The sequence below is a fragment of the Plantibacter flavus genome (genome assembly GCF_900177615.1).
Taxonomy (GTDB): domain Bacteria; phylum Actinomycetota; class Actinomycetes; order Actinomycetales; family Microbacteriaceae; genus Plantibacter; species Plantibacter flavus.
On sequence record NZ_FXAP01000005.1, the window covers coordinates 299,800 to 315,881 of the forward strand.

Annotated in this window: 16 protein-coding genes; 5 read left to right on the plus strand and 11 right to left on the minus strand. The window is 69.4% G+C overall.

Features of this window, described 5'->3' with window-relative positions; genetic code table 11:
• The first annotated feature begins 4 nt into the window (after positions 1-4).
• Positions 5-484, plus strand: a complete 480-nt coding sequence (gene bcp / locus B9Y95_RS16140; RefSeq protein ID WP_085513355.1) for a thioredoxin-dependent thiol peroxidase — start codon at positions 5-7, stop codon at positions 482-484.
• Positions 485-522: 38 nt separating this feature from the next.
• Here the strand turns inward: bcp and B9Y95_RS16145 are convergent, their stop codons facing one another.
• On the minus strand, positions 523-948 hold the full coding sequence (locus B9Y95_RS16145) for a hypothetical protein (RefSeq protein WP_143736522.1): 426 nt from the start codon (positions 946-948) through the stop codon (positions 523-525).
• Positions 949-1,141: 193 nt separating this feature from the next.
• Between B9Y95_RS16145 and B9Y95_RS16150 the strand changes: the two genes are divergently transcribed.
• Complete coding sequence (locus B9Y95_RS16150) at positions 1,142-1,390, plus strand: WhiB family transcriptional regulator (protein ID WP_056012627.1); 249 nt, start codon at positions 1,142-1,144, stop codon at positions 1,388-1,390.
• Positions 1,391-1,467: 77 nt separating this feature from the next.
• Here B9Y95_RS16150 and B9Y95_RS16155 read toward each other — a convergent pair whose 3' ends face one another.
• The 4 genes from B9Y95_RS16155 to B9Y95_RS16170 all read right to left on the minus strand — a co-directional run bounded on the left by B9Y95_RS16155 (position 1,468) and on the right by B9Y95_RS16170 (position 5,573).
• A complete protein-coding gene (locus B9Y95_RS16155) occupies positions 1,468-2,967 on the minus strand; it encodes a sensor histidine kinase (RefSeq protein ID WP_079002802.1) in 1,500 nt (499 codons plus the stop codon).
• 139 nt (positions 2,968-3,106) lie between these two features.
• Positions 3,107-3,442, minus strand: a complete 336-nt coding sequence (locus tag B9Y95_RS16160; RefSeq protein WP_085513359.1) for a histone-like nucleoid-structuring protein Lsr2 — start codon at positions 3,440-3,442, stop codon at positions 3,107-3,109.
• A 209-nt stretch (positions 3,443-3,651) separates the two neighbouring features.
• A complete protein-coding gene (locus B9Y95_RS16165; RefSeq protein WP_085513361.1) occupies positions 3,652-4,917 on the minus strand; it encodes a CpaE/TadZ family protein in 1,266 nt (421 codons plus the stop codon).
• Positions 4,917-5,573 carry a hypothetical protein gene (locus B9Y95_RS16170; RefSeq protein WP_143736524.1) on the minus strand — a complete coding sequence of 219 codons (657 nt, stop codon included), beginning with the start codon at positions 5,571-5,573 and terminating at the stop codon, positions 4,917-4,919. The genes B9Y95_RS16165 and B9Y95_RS16170 overlap by 1 nt, the downstream gene beginning before the upstream one ends.
• 189 nt (positions 5,574-5,762) lie before the next feature.
• Between B9Y95_RS16170 and B9Y95_RS16175 the strand changes: the two genes are divergently transcribed.
• Positions 5,763-6,059 (plus strand): helix-turn-helix domain-containing protein, encoded by a 297-nt coding sequence (locus B9Y95_RS16175; RefSeq protein WP_085513365.1) that lies wholly within the window; start codon positions 5,763-5,765, stop codon positions 6,057-6,059.
• Positions 6,060-6,092: 33 nt separating this feature from the next.
• On the opposite strand, the gene B9Y95_RS16180 is transcribed toward B9Y95_RS16175, so the two are convergent.
• Positions 6,093-6,683, minus strand: a complete 591-nt coding sequence (locus B9Y95_RS16180; protein WP_085513367.1) for a hypothetical protein — start codon at positions 6,681-6,683, stop codon at positions 6,093-6,095.
• A 147-nt stretch (positions 6,684-6,830) separates the two neighbouring features.
• On the opposite strand from B9Y95_RS16180, the gene B9Y95_RS16185 reads away from it, so the two are divergent.
• The gene (locus B9Y95_RS16185; RefSeq protein WP_200811431.1) at positions 6,831-7,331 is read left to right on the plus strand and encodes an Rv3235 family protein; all 501 of its coding nucleotides are present in this window, start codon (positions 6,831-6,833) and stop codon (positions 7,329-7,331) included.
• 94 nt (positions 7,332-7,425) lie between these two features.
• On the opposite strand, the gene secA is transcribed toward B9Y95_RS16185, so the two are convergent.
• Positions 7,426-10,254 carry a preprotein translocase subunit SecA gene (gene secA, locus B9Y95_RS16190; RefSeq protein ID WP_085513369.1) on the minus strand — a complete coding sequence of 943 codons (2,829 nt, stop codon included), beginning with the start codon at positions 10,252-10,254 and terminating at the stop codon, positions 7,426-7,428.
• Between the two features lie 227 nt (positions 10,255-10,481).
• Here secA and B9Y95_RS16195 point away from each other — a divergent pair, with 227 nt between their 5' ends.
• On the plus strand, positions 10,482-11,102 hold the full coding sequence (locus tag B9Y95_RS16195; protein WP_085513371.1) for a PadR family transcriptional regulator: 621 nt from the start codon (positions 10,482-10,484) through the stop codon (positions 11,100-11,102).
• Here the strand turns inward: B9Y95_RS16195 and hpf are convergent.
• From hpf to mtrB, 4 genes are all read right to left on the minus strand, one after another.
• Positions 11,077-11,721 (minus strand): ribosome hibernation-promoting factor, HPF/YfiA family, encoded by a 645-nt coding sequence (gene hpf / locus B9Y95_RS16200; protein WP_064295235.1) that lies wholly within the window; start codon positions 11,719-11,721, stop codon positions 11,077-11,079. The genes B9Y95_RS16195 and hpf overlap by 26 nt on opposite strands.
• A 141-nt stretch (positions 11,722-11,862) precedes the next feature.
• The gene (locus B9Y95_RS16205) at positions 11,863-12,564 is read right to left on the minus strand and encodes a ComF family protein (protein ID WP_143736526.1); all 702 of its coding nucleotides are present in this window, start codon (positions 12,562-12,564) and stop codon (positions 11,863-11,865) included.
• A 94-nt stretch (positions 12,565-12,658) separates the two neighbouring features.
• A complete protein-coding gene (locus B9Y95_RS16210) occupies positions 12,659-14,398 on the minus strand; it encodes an LpqB family beta-propeller domain-containing protein (RefSeq protein WP_159453433.1) in 1,740 nt (579 codons plus the stop codon).
• Positions 14,391-16,082, minus strand: a complete 1,692-nt coding sequence (mtrB, locus tag B9Y95_RS16215) for an MtrAB system histidine kinase MtrB (protein WP_085513379.1) — start codon at positions 16,080-16,082, stop codon at positions 14,391-14,393. The genes B9Y95_RS16210 and mtrB overlap by 8 nt, the downstream gene beginning before the upstream one ends.

Below are 16,082 nucleotides of genomic sequence, written 5' to 3' on the forward strand. Positions count from 1 at the left end.
GGGTATGCCTGAAGCACTCCGTCTCTCCGCCGGCGACCCGGCCCCCGCGTTCACCCTCGCCGACCAGGACGGCACCAGCGTGTCCCTGTCCGACTTCGCCGGACGACGGGTGATCCTCTACTTCTACCCCGCCGCGATGACGCCCGGCTGCACCACCCAGGCGTGCGACTTCCGCGACAACCTCGCATCGCTCGGCGGTGCCGGGTACGTGGTGCTCGGCGTCTCGAAGGACTCCGTCGGGAAGCTCAAGGCCTTCCAGGAGGAGGACGGGCTCACGTTCCCGCTCCTCAGCGACCCGGAGCTGACGGTCCACCAGGCGTACGGAGCCTACGGTGAGAAGAATTCGTACGGACGCATCGTCACGGGGGTCCTCCGCTCGACGTTCGTCATCGACGAGACGGGCACCCTCACCCTCGCCCGGTACAACGTCAAGGCCACCGGCCACGTGAAGAGCCTCCGCAAGGCCCTCGGCCTCGACGCCTGACGCGTCGCGGCTGGACCATCACGACCGACGCGTCGCGCTCAGATGTCGCGTCGGGTCACGGCGGCGACCGCCGGCGTGAACAGGAGCCCGAGGACGGCCAGCGACGGCAGTAGCAGGAACCACCCGATCACGGGTTGCGCGAAGACCCCCTGGAACGCGCCGACGGCGACGGCGATCTGCACGAGCTGCCAGGTGACCGCTCCTCCGCGGATCCAGCTCCGTCCGCGGATCGCGCCGAGGGCGAGCGCCGTGACGAACGCCGTGGCGATGAGCAGGATCACGAAGATCGCCAGTGCGCTCGTGAACGAGGCCGGCGTCGCCGCGACCAGCTCGAAGAGGAACCAGGCCGAGAGCCCGATCATGAGCAGCGCCTCGGCGACGAGCAGGACGATGAAGGCCAGCACCGCGGGCTGACGATGCCCCTGCGGGTTCGGAGCGGAGGCGGCGTTTCGATCGGTACTCACAGGGTTCACCCAAACTTGACTATTGATTTGCTCTTACCGATATGAAACCATGTTTGAGGCCGACATGAGGTCCACGAGGGTGTGGACAGATCCCGAATCCCGGACGATCATCCCCCTCGCATTTCGGCTTTCGCTTCCCGAGACCCCTCACTCGGTTGAAGAAATCTCACCATGCAATAAAAGGAGCTCCCCTATGGATTGGCGCGATAAAGCTGCCTGCCTGACCGTCGACCCGGAATTGTTCTTCCCGGTCGGGAACACCGGTCCGGCGGTCGATCAGATCGACAAGGCGAAGGCCGTGTGCGCCACCTGCAGTGTCACGGAGCTGTGCCTCCAGTACGCGCTCGAGACCGGCCAGGACTCCGGTGTGTGGGGCGGCCTCAGCGAAGACGAGCGTCGCGCCCTCAAGCGTCGCGCGGCTCGCGCCCGCCGCGCCTCCTAGTCGCAGACGAGAACCCCGGGTGCCGAACAGCCCCGGGGTTCTCGCATGTCTGCGGCCGTTCGCGACGGACCAGGACCTCAGCTCTTGGCGACCCAGCGCATCGGGATCGCGATCGTGACCTCGGTTCCGCTCCCCATGAGCGTGTGCCAGTCGATCGTCCCGCCCAGCTCGCCCTGGATGAGCGTGCGCACGATCTGGGTGCCGAGACCGGACCCGACCTTCCCCTCCGGGAGCCCCACGCCGTTGTCGCGGACCTGCACGCTCAGCAGCTCGTCCGTACGGTCGGCCGTGATCTCCACGTCGCCGTCGCGGCCGTTGAGTCCGTGCTCCACCGCGTTGGTGACGAGTTCGGTGAGCGCGAGGGCGAGCGGCGTCGCGTACTCGCTCGGGAGCACGCCGAACGAGCCGGAGGACTTCGGGCGGACCGTGGTGTTGTGCGAGCTCGCCACTTCGGCGATGAGCAGGAGCACGCGCTCGAAGACCTCGTCGAAGTCGACGTTCTGATTGAGCCCCTCGGACAGCGTGTCGTGCACGACCGCGATGGCGGCCACGCGTCGCATGGCCTGCGTGAGGGCGTCGTGGGCGTCCTCCGAGTGCGTCCGCCTGGCCTGGATCCGCAGGAGCGATGCGACGGTCTGGAGGTTGTTCTTCACCCGGTGGTGGATCTCGCGGATCGTCGCGTCCTTGGTGATGAGTTCCTGCTCCTGGTGACGCAGTTCGCTGACGTCGCGGCAGAGCACGATCGCGCCGACCCGCTCGCCGCGGCTCCGCAACGGGATCGCCCGGAGGGAGACCGTCACGCCCTTGTCCTCGATGTCGGTCCGCCACGGCGCCCGACCGGTGACGACGAGCGGCAGGGACTCGTCGACGGTGACGGTCCCCGTCCCGGAGAGCAGATGGGTCGTGACGTCCGCGAGCGACTCGCCCTCGAGTTCCTCGGCGAATCCGATCCGGTTGAAGGCCGAGAGCGCGTTGGGGCTGGCGAAGGTGACGGTGCCGTCGACATCGAGACGGATCAGGCCGTCGCTCGCGCGCGGCGCGCCCCGGCGCGGTCCGGTCGGCGCTCCGAGATCCGGGAAGTCGCCCACCGCGATCATCTCGAACAGGTCGCTCGCGCAGTCGTTGAAGGTGAGTTCCTGGCGGCTGGGCGTCCGAGCCTCACCGAGATTGGTGTGGCGGGTGATGACCGCGATCGGTCCGTCGGCATTGGTCGTCTCGGTCGGGGATATCCGCCGGGCGACGGGCACGGCACGAACCCTGGTCGGGGTCTCCTCGTACCAGTCCGGCGCGGAGGACTCGATGATCCGTCCACTCTCGAAACAGTCGGTGACCTGCTTGCGCCATTCCTGCTTGATGGATTGCCCGACGAAGTCGCGATAGAAGAGTGTCGCGGCACTCGACGGACGCGAATGCGCGACCGCTATGAAACTGCCGGAATCGGTCGGCACCCAGATGACGATATCGGCGAACGCAAGATCCGCGAGGAGTTGGCTGTCCGCGAGCAGCATGTGCAGCCACTCCACGTCGGCCGCACTGGAGCGGCCCTGGGCGAGAACGAGATCACTGAGCGTCGACACGATTCCAGTCTAGGCTCGGCCGGCCGACACCGAGTGCGCCGGGCGTGCCCTGACGACCACTGGTAGGCAGACATGGAACGGCGACGGCGCTCAGCGGCCCGTGGGGGGCCACTGAGCGCCGTCGCCGGACGTGACTGTGTCAGTTGGCTGCGCGGTAGGCGTCCTGGACCGCCTGGGGGATGCGTCCGCGCGACGACACGGCGTGCCCGTTCTTCGCGGCCCACTCGCGGATGGCAGCGAGGTTCTCGGCGCTGTTGCGGGTGCTGGTGCTCGAGGTGCGGCGCCCACGCTTGACCGGGCGTCCGGCTCCGATGTAGGGCTTCAGCGACTCGCGGAGGTTCTTCGCATTGTCTGCACCGAGATCGATCTCGTATTCGGTTCCGTCGATCGCGAACCGGACGGTCTCTCCTGCACCAGAGGCGAGTTCGCTGCCGTCGAGATCGTCGATGTATGTGGTGATGACTTTCTGAGCCATGGGGGATCCTCCTGAAGATATCCGTGGTGAGTCCGACGGTTATCCGATCATATCGAACACCACCAAGCGAATCTGAATATCGACGCGATACCGGAGTAATTCATCACCCAACGGATAGCGATGCGTCGGAGAAGAATGCAGATGCATATATCGGCGAGCAAATGCATATTCGGTTGATCACCCAAGTGTATTGAGTGACTCCGTTGAGACTATTCCACTCGGCGTGACCGGCTCCGCGCACGACGCCCTCGTGCTCCACCCGCCGAGCGTCGCGAGCGGTCCCGCACCGGCGCCGGCTCCTGGTCGAGGACGGTGGACACGAACCGCCGCAACGCGACGGGAAGCGCCCCGCGCGGGGCCTGGTCGCGGAGGGTCCTCCCCGCGATCACCGCGGCGTCCACCACCCGCTGGTCCTCCGGCAGGAGCGCGGCCGCCTCGATCCCGCCGAAGCGGGAGAGCGTGGACGCCAGCTGACCGGCCGGGCCGGCACCGAGCGCGACGCCACGCAGCCGGTTCACCACCACCGAGATGCGCGACGGGTCGACGAGTTCGACGAGTTCCGCGTGGCCGCGGAGCAGCCTCGTGACCCCGACCGGGTCGGCCGCACCGACCTCCACCACCCGGTCCGCGGACCCGAGGACGGCGAACGCCGCCCCGTTCCGCCTGGGCGCGAAGAGGTCGCTCGAGATCTCCTCGTCCGCCTCCAGGCAGAACGCCGTGTCGATCACGATGTCGTCCATCCACGCCCGACACCGTTCGATGGTCGTCGCGACGCGTTCCGTCGACAGTTCGGTCCAGCGTGCCGCACGTGAGATGCCGGTCAGAACCCGGAACGCGCCGGACGGCGACGGATGGACGACCGCGATCCGCTCGAGCTGCTCGAGGTCGAGCGCCCCACTTCCGGCCAGTCGGCAGGCCGCGGCGAACCCGGGCGCCTCGTCGAGGAGGCCGAGCATGGCCGCGACGGATGCCCCGTAGGTGTCCGCGTCGATGAGGACGACCCGGCGTCCGCGCGCGGCCAGCTCGCTGGCGATGCCTGCGGCGACGGTGGACGTGCCGGGCGACCCGGCCGCGCCCCACACGGCGATGACCCGCCCCGCGGCCTGGGCGACCGGACGAGGGCCGTCGTCGGCGAGGTCGAGCGGCGCGATGCTCCGATCGAGCTCCTCGGGATCGACCGGAAGGACGACGATGTCGACCAGACCGAGCCCTGCTGCAAGGCGACGCTCGGACTCGCCGGACGCGAGCGCCACGACCCTCGTGCCCACGCGGTCCGCGAGGTCGATGAGTTCGGCGCGCAGGCGGTCGGCCCCGGGTGACACGAGCAGCACGTCGACGGGCGTACCGGTGCCGATGCGCTCTTGGAGTTCGGCACCGTCGTGACAGCGCCAGGCGACGCGGTGTCCGAGGTCGAGCATCGTCGCGAGGATCTCGCCCTCGACCCGCGGATCGAGGGCGAGTCCGACGCGCAGCATCAGCGTTCGCCGGGCTCGGTGGGGACCACGGACAGCAGATGCGCTGCGGCCGTCGCCGAGAGCACCGTCGCGACGGCGGAGCGCGGGACAGCGAGCTCGAGGGTGACCGAGCCACGGCCCGACAGGAGCCCTTCGTCCTCGCCGACCCGGACGACGGTCGCGGCCGAGACGAGCACCTCCGGGACACCGTAGCCGTCGCCGTCCGGCGCGGCCGCCCAGAGGTCGACGACGGTCCCCGGCAGGATGTCGGCGCCGAGCCGTCCGGCCGGTTCGACGACGAGCGTGGTCACGCCGACGGCGCTCGCCTCGCCGAGCGCGTCGAGCGGCACGAGCTCCCCCGCTGCGATCGTCCGGGTGACGACGATTCCCGGCGGCGGTGCCGCTCCGGCTCCGAGGTACCCGCCCTCGACCGATCCCAGTCGTGCGTCGATCACCTGGAGTGAGGAGCGGTCGAGCCGCGTTCCGGGCGTCAGCGTCTCTGACGCCGCATACACCGGGGTCGTCCGGCTCGAGGTCGTGACGAGCCACCACACCCCCAGGATCGACGCGACCACCAGCATGAGGCCCACCAGGAAGCGTGGGTCCACCCAGATGCGCGACCGGGACACCTGCCGTCCACCGACACCATGACGCAGTCCGGCGAGACGGTCGGTCATCCGCTCGCCGCCGTCGATTCGCGCTCCTCCCGATTCCGATCCGTGTCCCCGTTCGCTTCCCCGCACCGTCTCCTCCTTCATGGGCACCCCGTGCGCCGCCTCCGGTCCCATGCTGCCCGAGCTCCGAACATCGCGCCGAAGTTATCCACAGCCCGGCGGACGCCGCCCGCGCGAGAGGATAATCGAGGAATGGAATCGCAGCGCGATGCGGCCCCGCTCGGTCGCTTCCTCACCGTCGCCGACACGGCCGAGGTCTTGAACGTCTCGGCCCAGCATGTGGCCGAACTCATCTCGAGCGGTGAGCTGCCCGCCATCCGGATCGGGCGCAGCGGACCGTGGCGCATCGAGTTCCCGGCGCTCGAAGCCTTCATCAGCGGTCAATACGAGGAGGCACGTCGTGCAGCCCTCTGGCATCAGGCCCAGCTCACCGAACTCGTCGAGTTCTCCGGCGCGCCGATGCTCCGGCCGGTGCCGCCCCTCGGCTGAGCTCCGGTTCCGGCAAGCGCCCGACGTGACGCCTCAGACGGCACGCTCGACGACGACGACCTCCGAGAGCACGATGACGCGGATCTGCTCGACGCCCCGGCTGCGGCGCGGCGACCCCGGCTCGTGGACGGCCAGATCCAGATGGTCGCGGCCCACCCGGTCGATCGTGCCCGTCCAGCTCCCCGTCCGGGTCCGCACGACCACTGCAGCACGGCGTCGGCACAGATCACGGAGCAGGAACGAGACGGTCAGGCGGTCGAGCAGTCGCGGTTCGCGGACCACGACGTCGTCGAGACTCCAATCGATCTGGGTCTGCGTCATGGCGACCGCCGCGATCGAATCGAGCGGGACGACGACCTCCCGACCGCCCGTGGTACCGGAATCGGCCTGCATCCAGTCCTTCCCGATGCTCCGGACCCGCAGCCGCCAGGTCGTCCCGTCGACGAGTTCGACGACGAGCGGTCCTGGCGCGCCGACATCGCCGCAGAGGGCGATCAACCGCTCGCGGAGGGTGAGACGCCCACGCCGAAGCCGCTCGGCCTCGATGCGGACGGCGTCGTCGTCGACGGCGAGCTCGTCGTCGAGCTGACCGGCGAGATCGTCGAACAGGCTGTCCCAACGCATACGCCGACGGTAGTGCGCAGAGCGCGGCCGCGTCCTGCGTTGTCCACAGACCTCTGGTCCTGGACACGGGATAGCTGACATGATGAGTGTGACATTTCATATTCCGGTCGCCCGACTCGTGGTGGCCGCGCACCCCTCGGAGGCCCCATGAGCACCGCTGCCCGGCACGACGACGACGCGCCCGAAGCACGCACGGCTCGCCTCCGGCCGGCGCCTCCGCTCCCCGAGCGACGCACGCCGGAGGCGCGGGCGGCGGCGCGCACCGGTGCTGACGACTACTTCGCGCCGCAGCCGGCGCCCCGAGCCGAACTCCCCGATCCGCGACCGCTGCTCGAGAACCTCACGCGGAGCGTGATCGAGGTGATCGCCGGAGCCCGCGACCTCACGCAGCTCGCGCGGTGGATCACCGCCGACGTGCACACCGTCCTCCTGAAGCGCGTGATCCTCGCCGAACGGGCACGACGCGTCCGCGGCGTCCCGGGCACCGTCCCCGTCGTCTCGATCGGCACCGTGACAGTCTCCGAGCCACGCGACGGCGTCGTCGAGTCCGTGGTCATCGTCCACGGACGAGCGCGGTCCCGAGCCGTGGCCATCCGGCTGGAGGGCTTGGACGGCCGCTGGCGGGCGACCTCGGTGAGCGTGCTCTGACCGCCGCTGCACATCCGCCCGCACCCGACAGACGGGAGCCCTCCGAACCGATGTCACCATGGTCCGGAGGGCTCCCGTTCGTGCCGGCGTGGGCCTACTTCTTCTTGCCCTGCTTGCGACGGTCCGAACGGTTGCTCGGAGCAGCCGCAGGCGCCTCGGACTGCTGACCGAAGGCCCCACGCGACGCCTTCGCGGCCGGGGCGGCCTTCGTCGCGGGAGCCGCATCGCCGGCGGGACGGTTCGTCTGCTGGAGACGCTGTGCCCGTTCGGTCGCCGCCTTCTCGATCTGCCCGCGCTGGTTGCGGACCTCGACCCCACCCTGCTCGCTCGGAGCGGAGTAGCTGAGCTTCTCGGTGTCGGGGGTCTCCTGCGTCAGGCCCTTGGCCGTGATCGCCGGTGCAGCGGTGCCGGCATCGACCTCGCCGGCGACCTCGACCTCGAGGTTGAAGAGGAAGCCGACGCTCTCCTCGCGGATCTGCCCCATCATCTGCTGGAACATCGCGTAGCCCTCCCGCTGGTACTCGACCAGCGGGTCGCGCTGCGCCATGGCCCGGAGACCGATGCCGTCCTTCAGGTAGTCCATCTCGTACAAGTGGTCGCGCCAGCGGCGGTCGATCACCTGGAGGACGACGCGGCGCTCGAGCTCGCGCATGGCCGGGGCACCGAGCGACTCCTCGCGGTTGGTGTACGCGAGCTTGGCGTCGGAGAGGATCTCGCGGCGCATGAAGTCGCGGTTGATCCGCCCCTTCGCTCCCGCCTCCTGGACGACCTCGTCGATCGTCAGGCCGACGGGGTAGAGCGTCTTCAGTTCAGCCCAGAGTGCGTCGAAGTCCCAGTCGTCGCCGTTGCCCTCGCCGGTGTGCTCGTCGAGGACGTCGTCGACGACGCTCTCCAGGAACTGCTGTGCACGATCGTGGAGGTCGTCGCCCTCGAGGATGTGGCGGCGGTCGGAGTAGATCGCCTCGCGCTGCCGGTTGAGGACGTCGTCGTACTTGAGCACGTTCTTGCGGATCTCCGCGTTCCGCGCCTCGACCTGCGACTGGGCGCTGCGGATAGCGCGGCTGACGATCTTCGACTCGATCGCGAGGTCGTCCGGGACGTTCTGGCGCCCCATGAGACTCTCCGCGGCTCCGGCGTTGAAGAGGCGCATGAGGTCGTCGGTGAGGGACAGGTAGAACCGGCTCTCGCCCGGGTCGCCCTGACGACCGGAACGACCGCGCAGCTGGTTGTCGATGCGGCGCGACTCGTGGCGCTCGGTACCGAGGACGTAGAGTCCGCCGGCGTCGATGACCTTGTCGGCCTCCTCCTTGACCGCGGCCTTCACCTCGGTGAAGACCTCGTCCCACGCGGCCTCGTACTCCTCGGGGGTGTCGATCGGGCTGAGGCCCTTGGCGTTCATCTCCGCGACGGCGAGGAACTCGGCGTTGCCGCCGAGCATGATATCGGTTCCACGACCGGCCATGTTGGTGGCGACGGTGACCGAGCCGAGTCGACCGGCCTGGGCGATGATCGCGGCCTCACGCGCGTGGTTCTTCGCGTTGAGGACCTCGTGCTTGACGCCCTTCTTGGCGAGGAGCCTCGAGAGGTACTCGCTCTTCTCGACACTCGTGGTGCCGACGAGGACCGGCTGGCCCTGCTCGTGGCGCTCGACGATGTCCTCGACGACCTGCGCGAACTTCGCCTCCTCGTTCTTGTACACGAGGTCCGACTGGTCGATGCGCTGCATCGGGCGGTTGGTCGGGATCGGGACGACGCCGAGCTTGTACGTCGACATGAATTCGGCCGCCTCGGTCTCGGCCGTACCGGTCATGCCGGACAACTTCTCGTAGAGGCGGAAGTAGTTCTGGAGCGTCACGGTCGCGAGGGTCTGGTTCTCGGCCTGGACGGCGACGCCCTCCTTGGCCTCGATCGCCTGGTGGATGCCCTCGTTGTACCGACGTCCGACCAGGATGCGACCGGTGTGCTCGTCGACGATGAGCACCTCGCCGTTCATCACGACGTAGTCCTTGTCCTTCTTGAAGAGCGCGCGGGCCTTGATGGCGTTGTTCAGGAAGGAGATGAGCGGGGTGTTCGCGGACTCGTAGAGGTTGTCGATGCCGAGGTAGTCCTCGACCTTCTCGATGCCGGGCTCGAGCACGCCGACGGTGCGCTTCTTCTCGTCGACCTCGAAGTCCTCTCCGGACTCGAGTCGTACCGCGAGCCGGGCGAACTCCTGGAACCAGCGGTTCGCCTCGCCGGAGGCCTTCCCCGAGATGATGAGCGGGGTCCGCGCCTCGTCGATGAGGATGGAGTCGACCTCGTCGACGACGGCGAAGAAGTGACCGCGCTGGACCATGTCCTTCGCCTGCCACGCCATGTTGTCGCGGAGGTAGTCGAACCCGAACTGGTTGTTCGTGCCGTAGGTGATGTCGGCCGCATACTGCTCGCGGCGCTGCTCCGGCGTCTGCCCCTCGACGATCACACCGGTCGTCATGCCGAGCGCACGGAAGACGCGCCCCATGATCTCCGACTGGTACGACGCGAGGTAGTCGTTCACCGTGACGATGTGCACGCCCTTGCCGGCGATGGCGTTGAGGTAGGCCGGGAGGGTCGCGACGAGCGTCTTGCCCTCACCGGTCTTCATCTCGGCGATGTTGCCGAGGTGGAGTGCGGCGCCACCCATGATCTGCACGTCGAAGTGGCGCATGCCGATCGTGCGGCGTGCAGCTTCGCGCACCGCGGCGAAGGCTTCGGGGAGGAGGTCGTCGAGGGTCTCGCCGTTCTCGAAGCGCTCGCGCAGCTCGACGGTCTCGCTCTTCAGTTCCTCGTCGCTCAACTCCGTGAAGTCGTCCTCGAGGGCATTGACCGCCTTCGTGAGGCTGGTCAGCTTCCGGAGGATGCGACCTTCGCCGACGCGAAGGATCTTCTCAAGTGGTGAGGCCACGAATTGCTCTCCATTACGTGTTCCTGATCTCCGTCCTGGTCGACTGACCGGGACGGACGGGGTGCACCAGAACGGGGCAGTCCTCTGAACATGTTAGCGGGGAGTCCCTTGAGTGGACGCTGTGTATCGAGGGGCGGACGGATGTCGACGGAGCGCCGAAGCAGCGCGGGACGGACGGCTCGCTAGGCTGGCGACAGCCTACGGCGTAGGTATTTCCTGGAGGTTCGATGTCGGTCAAGCACGGTCTGCTCGCGATCCTCGCGCTCGGTGACGACTACGGGTACCGCCTGCGCGGTGAGTTCGACCGGCGGACGACGCCCGACACACCGCTCAACGTCGGCCAGGCCTATGCGACCCTCGATCGTCTCGAGCGGGACGGGCTCGTCGAGCGCGCCGCCGTGGATGCACAGGGACATGTCTTCTACCGCATCACCGCCGACGGGCGCGACGTCCTCGAACGCTGGTGGGCGACACCCGTCACGGCGAGCGCTTCGCGGGACGAACTCCCGAACAAGGTCGCCCTCGCGGCGTCGCTCGACGGCGTGGACGTGTTCGGGGTCATCGCCGTCCAACGCGCGTGGGCGCTCGATCTCGTGCAGCAGCTCGACGCGAATCTGTCGGCGCTCCCCCCGACGCCGCAGGGTGACATCGCGTGGATCGGGCTCGAAGCCAGACGGCGACGCTCCCTTGCCGAGCTCGACTGGCTCGAGGCGACCTCGGCCCGCCTGCGCATGCACGACGCCGTCTTCGAGGTCGCCACCGACATGCCACGACGCGGCCGCCCGGCGAACCGGGCGACCGCGTCGGTCGGAGTGCAGGACGCTAGTTCGAGCCGTCCTCGAGGCTGATCACGCCGTAGTCCCAGCCCTTGCGGCGGTACACGACGCTCGCCCGCTCCGACGAGGCGTCGATGAACAGGAAGAAGTCGTGGCCGACGAGTTCCATGCGGTCGACGGCGTCCTCGACGCTCATCCACTCCGCGGGGAACTCCTTCGTGCGGATGACGACGGGCGAGTACGCCTCCTGCTCCTCGTCCTCGTGGGTCAGCGTCGCGACGCTGCCGGTCGCGACCTGCTCGAGCAGCTCCGGCGCGGCAGGCGTGATGTCGACGCCGCTGAACCCCTCGCTGCTGGCGGCGTGCAGGGAGGTGCGGTGCTTGCCACGGTGCTCCTTCTTGCGGTCCTTCGAGCGGCGGACGCGCTCGAGCATCCGCGCGATCGCGAGATCGAAGGCCACGTACTTGTCCGAGCCGGTCGACTCCGCACGGACCAACGGTCCGGGGCCGACGAGCGTCAGCTCGACGCGGTCCTCGCCCTTGCGCCCGTTGGCGTCGTGATGGCGGGACACCTTGATGTCGAGCGACTGCGCCTGCTCGACCAGATGGGCGACCTTCTCCGCCTTCTCGGTCGCGTACTCGCGGAACCGATCGGTGATGCCGAGTCCAAGTCCGACGATGTTGATATCCACGTTCGACCTCCTCATCCGGCTGACCACCCGGTCCCGGGCGGTCCTTTCACGCCGTTCTGCAACCGTAGTGCCCGAGCCTGCGGAAGTCATCAGCGGTGTTCAGGGAACGTTCATCTACCGGCCTCGTGACCCGTCGTCGGTTCACGGTCCGACCCTGGCGAGGGCCACGACACCGATCACGAGGCCACCGCCGTCGTGCATCGCCCGGACGGCTTCCCCGACGGTGGCCCCTGTCGTGACGACGTCCTCCACGAGGAGGAAACGGCGCCCGCCGAGCCGCCGTGGCGCGACCAGTGCCCCCGCGAGGTTCTCCAGACGCTCGGCCCGGCCGAAGTCCCGCTGGTCGGCTGGCTGCCGTGCCCATCGCAGCGGGCGCGACGGTCTGGCGCCGAGTCGGCGCACGAGCTGCTCCACCGGGTGGAAGCCCCGATCGCGGGCGGCGCGTCGCCTGGCCGGGATCGTCGTGATCTCCGGCGAGACGCCGCCCATCGCCCGGCTCGCCTCGAGGAGGGCGAGCCGGAACGCCGGTTCGAGCGCGGCGGCCAGCGGTCGGACGAGGCCTGTCCGGGCATCCACCTTGTAGGCGAGGAGGACGGCGCCGACGAACTCGTCGTAGCGACGGGCGGCGAGACCGGGGGTACCGTCCGCATCGCTCCACCGCACGAGGTGGGCGTCGTCGTCGAAGGCCGCCGGCCGGACCAGACGCCCGTGGCAGTCGTCGCACAGCCCACGGTCCGGCGCACCGCATCCGGCGCATGTCGCCGGGACGAGCAGGGCCCACGCGTCCAGGCAGGCCTCGCGGGCATGAGCGAGGGGTGTGCTTCGACTCGACGAGGATCGCATCATCCGATGGTCGCGCCCACGCAGCGCGTCCGGTGGTGCATCGCCCGGGCCTGAGACGGCTCCGAGGTCCGGACGCCCTGTGGAGCGCGCTCACTCAGTCGGGCGACCCCAGCTGGGTCGCGATGAACCGGACGTCGCTGCCCGCCTCCTGCCAGCTCGACCCGCGTGGCAGCAACAGCCGGCCGTCACTCGTGAGGGCACGCAGTTGCGTCGGCCCGTTGCCCCCGACCAGGTTCGTGACGTCCGCCAGCTTCGGCACGGGTGCGGAGCGGCCGCCGATCTGCTGCGTGACGATCGTCGTCGCGTCAGCGCCGCCCAGCAGGACGGCGACGGTGATGTCGTCGACCCAGGTGACGGCCGTCGCCCCCGTGGACATCACCCGGAGCTCCACGGGATCGCCGAGTCGCAACGGCGCGTTCCGGTCACCACGGATGATCGCGGCAGCCACGAGCCGCGACTGCGTCCCGTCCCGGAGCAGCGCGACGAGGCGTGTACCCTCCCGCGACACCTGGATGGAATCGATCGTGGACGCGCCGGTCCAGCTCGTCGCGACCTGCACCGTGCCACCCGCGGCGTCGTGCGCGAGCAATGCGGACGGCGCCGCCGCCGGCACGGTCCAGGTGAAGCCGAACGGGTCCATCGTCGGCGGGAGGAGCCCCTGGCGGTTGTCGACGAGGCGGATGTCGCCGTCGGCCTGGATCACCGTGACACCGGCGGCGGAACGGACCGCTGCCTGATCATGGTCGGCGGACAGCACGGCCGCGTCGGCCCCGGCCGCCACGACAGCCGTCGAGATCCCCGGCACGGCCTCGAGCCGGTTCCCCGAGGCGAAGCCGAACTCGTCCCCGCGCTGGACGAGCGCCCGGGGGTCGACCCGCGGCGCGGCGAGCGACAGCGGCGAGACCGTCTGCGTCGAGTTGCCGACGACGGTGATCGCGACGTTCGAGACGGCGGCGACCCCACCGACGCTGCCCGACAGCTGCACGAGACTGCTGCTCAGCTGGAGCTGCATCCGCTGGAGGGTGACCGCGTCCGCCTGCAGAGCCGGTTTGGTCAGGTCCACACGCGCGGTCCCGGCCTCGACCGGAACGGCGTCGCTCGTGAGCGAGGTCCCCTCGGGGAACGCCGTCGCCACCGCGCCCTTCAACCACTCCGCCGGTCCGTCGAGCAACGCCCCGACGATCCTCGTCGCGGTCGACGCCCGCGAGGGGAACCAGCGCTGGTCGGGCACGAGGCGGGTGAAACTCGGGTCGAAGTAGCTCAGGGAGTAGGCCGCGAAGACGTCGGCGAACGTCGAGGACTCGAGCACGATGCCCGGCGGAGCGGCCGCGATCCGCCACTCCCCCCGCACCTGCTCGAAGGAGTAGGTCCAGCTCAGCGGCGACGAGTTCCCCGATTCGCGGTACTCACCCCGGTCGTCGACCGCCGCGACGGGACTGACGGTGAGTTGCACCGTGTCGGCGACCGGGGCGAACGTGCGGCCGCCCTGGTCGATGGTCACTCCGGCGTCGGGATCCCAGTCGGACCGGAGCGCCGGTGCGAGGAACTCCCGCGCGATCTCGTAGTTGTTCTGCGGGCTCGCGGCGGCATCGATGAAGCCCCGGAGGATCTGCTCCGGCGTCGCCCCCTCGGCGGGGCCCGGCGCGATGAAGTTGACGTCGACGTCACCGCCGTCCCCCTCGACCGTGCCGCCGTCCTGCACGGAACCGCCCCGCGGGATGCCCACGCAGGCGCTGAGCACCGCCACGAGGAGCATCGGCAGTGCCGCCGCAGCGATCCGACGTACTGCGGACCATCGTCTCGGCGATCGTGCGGGTGCAGGAACGTCAACCACGAGCACCCTCCTTGTCGTCGTCGGCCGATCGTACGGTCGGGAGTGAGCGGGTCGTCGGCGTGGTGAGCTCGTCGACGATGGACTCGATCGCATCGTCGGGCGGCAGGCTGATGGGCGAGCGGACGATCTCCGTCCCGGGTTCGCGTGGGATGGTGAGGCGGAAGGACGAGCCGGCGGCGGGCTCCGACCACACCTCCAGCCACCCCTCGTGCAGGACCGCGTCCTCGAGGGAGATCGCGAGTCCGAGCCCGGTGCCGCCGATGGTGCGCTTGCGGGACGGGTCTGCGCGCCAGAAGCGGTCGAACACGCGCTCGGTCGCCTCACCCGTCATCCCCTGGCCGTAGTCGCGCACCGCGATCGCGACCGAGGACTCGTTGCTGTCCACCGACACCACGATCGGTTTGCCCTCGCCGTGCTCGATGGCGTTGCCGACGAGGTTGCGCACGATCCGCCGGATGCGCCGCGGGTCCATCGGAACCGCCGAGTAGCCACCCGGTGCGACGATCCGGAGGTCCGAGCCGGTCGGCTCGGCGAGTGGGCGGAGCTCCTCCACGACCTCCTCGGCGAGATGGACGAGACTCGTCGGTTCCAGTTCGAGTTCGATGCTGCCTGCGTCGTAGCGGCTGATCTCCAGCAGATCGGCCAGCAGGACCTCGAACCGCCCGACCTGATCGTGGAGGAGCTCGGCCGTCCGCTCGGTGGCCGGTGGGAAGGAGTCGCGCTGGTCGTAGAGCACGTCGCCGGCCAGGCGGATGGTCGTCAGGGGCGTGCGCAGCTCGTGCGAGACGTCCGAGACGAAGCGCTGCTGCACGAGCGAGAGCTCCGCGAGTTCCTTGATCTGCTTCTGCATGCTGGCGGCCATCCCGTTGAAGGAGCGGGCGAGGATGGCGAGCTCGTCCTCGCCTTTCTCGGGCATCCGCACGTCCAGGTCGCCGCCGGCGAGACGTTGACTCGTCTCGGCGGCGAACCGGATCGGTGTCGCGACGAAGCGGACGATGAACCACGCGGCACCACCGACGAGGATCATGAGGCCGACGCCCGCGACGAAGAGGGTCCGTTGGACGAAGCCGAGCGTCTGCTCCGACTCGCTCAGGTCGTAGCCGAGGTAGATCTCGTAGGAGCCGGCGGTCGGCATCGAGACCTCCGAGCCCACGACGATGCCGGCCGTCGACGAGCCGTCGGCCTCGGTGAGGGTGACCGACTGCCACTGGAGCGTGTCCGGGTCGGCCCGGACCGCCGCGGTCAGCGCGTCGGAGATGACGCCGCCGCCGAGCCCTGGGGACTCGAAGCCCGGCGGCGTGACCTGACTGAAGTCCTGGCCCGGAGCTCGGTAGGCGGCGATGAGGCTGCTGCCGGAGGTCGTCTGGAGATCGGTCCGGACGGTCCCCATGAGCTGCTGGAGGGCGACGCGCTCGCTAGCGTCGGAGGCGTCGAGGATGCTCTGCGCGGACGCGATGGCACGACCGGAGCCGCCGAGCGCCTGCTGCAGTCGGGATTGGAAGAGGTCGTTGCCGATGCTGAACGAGAGGTAGGCACCGGTCAGGAGGATGGCGAGTCCCGAGAGGCCGACCGTGATGGCGACCGTCCGGAACTGCAGCGAGCGCCGCCACTGCGAGCGCACCTGCTGCGGCCACCTCCGCCACAGCCGCCAGTCGGCCGCCCAGCCGGCGAGTCGGGAGGCCAT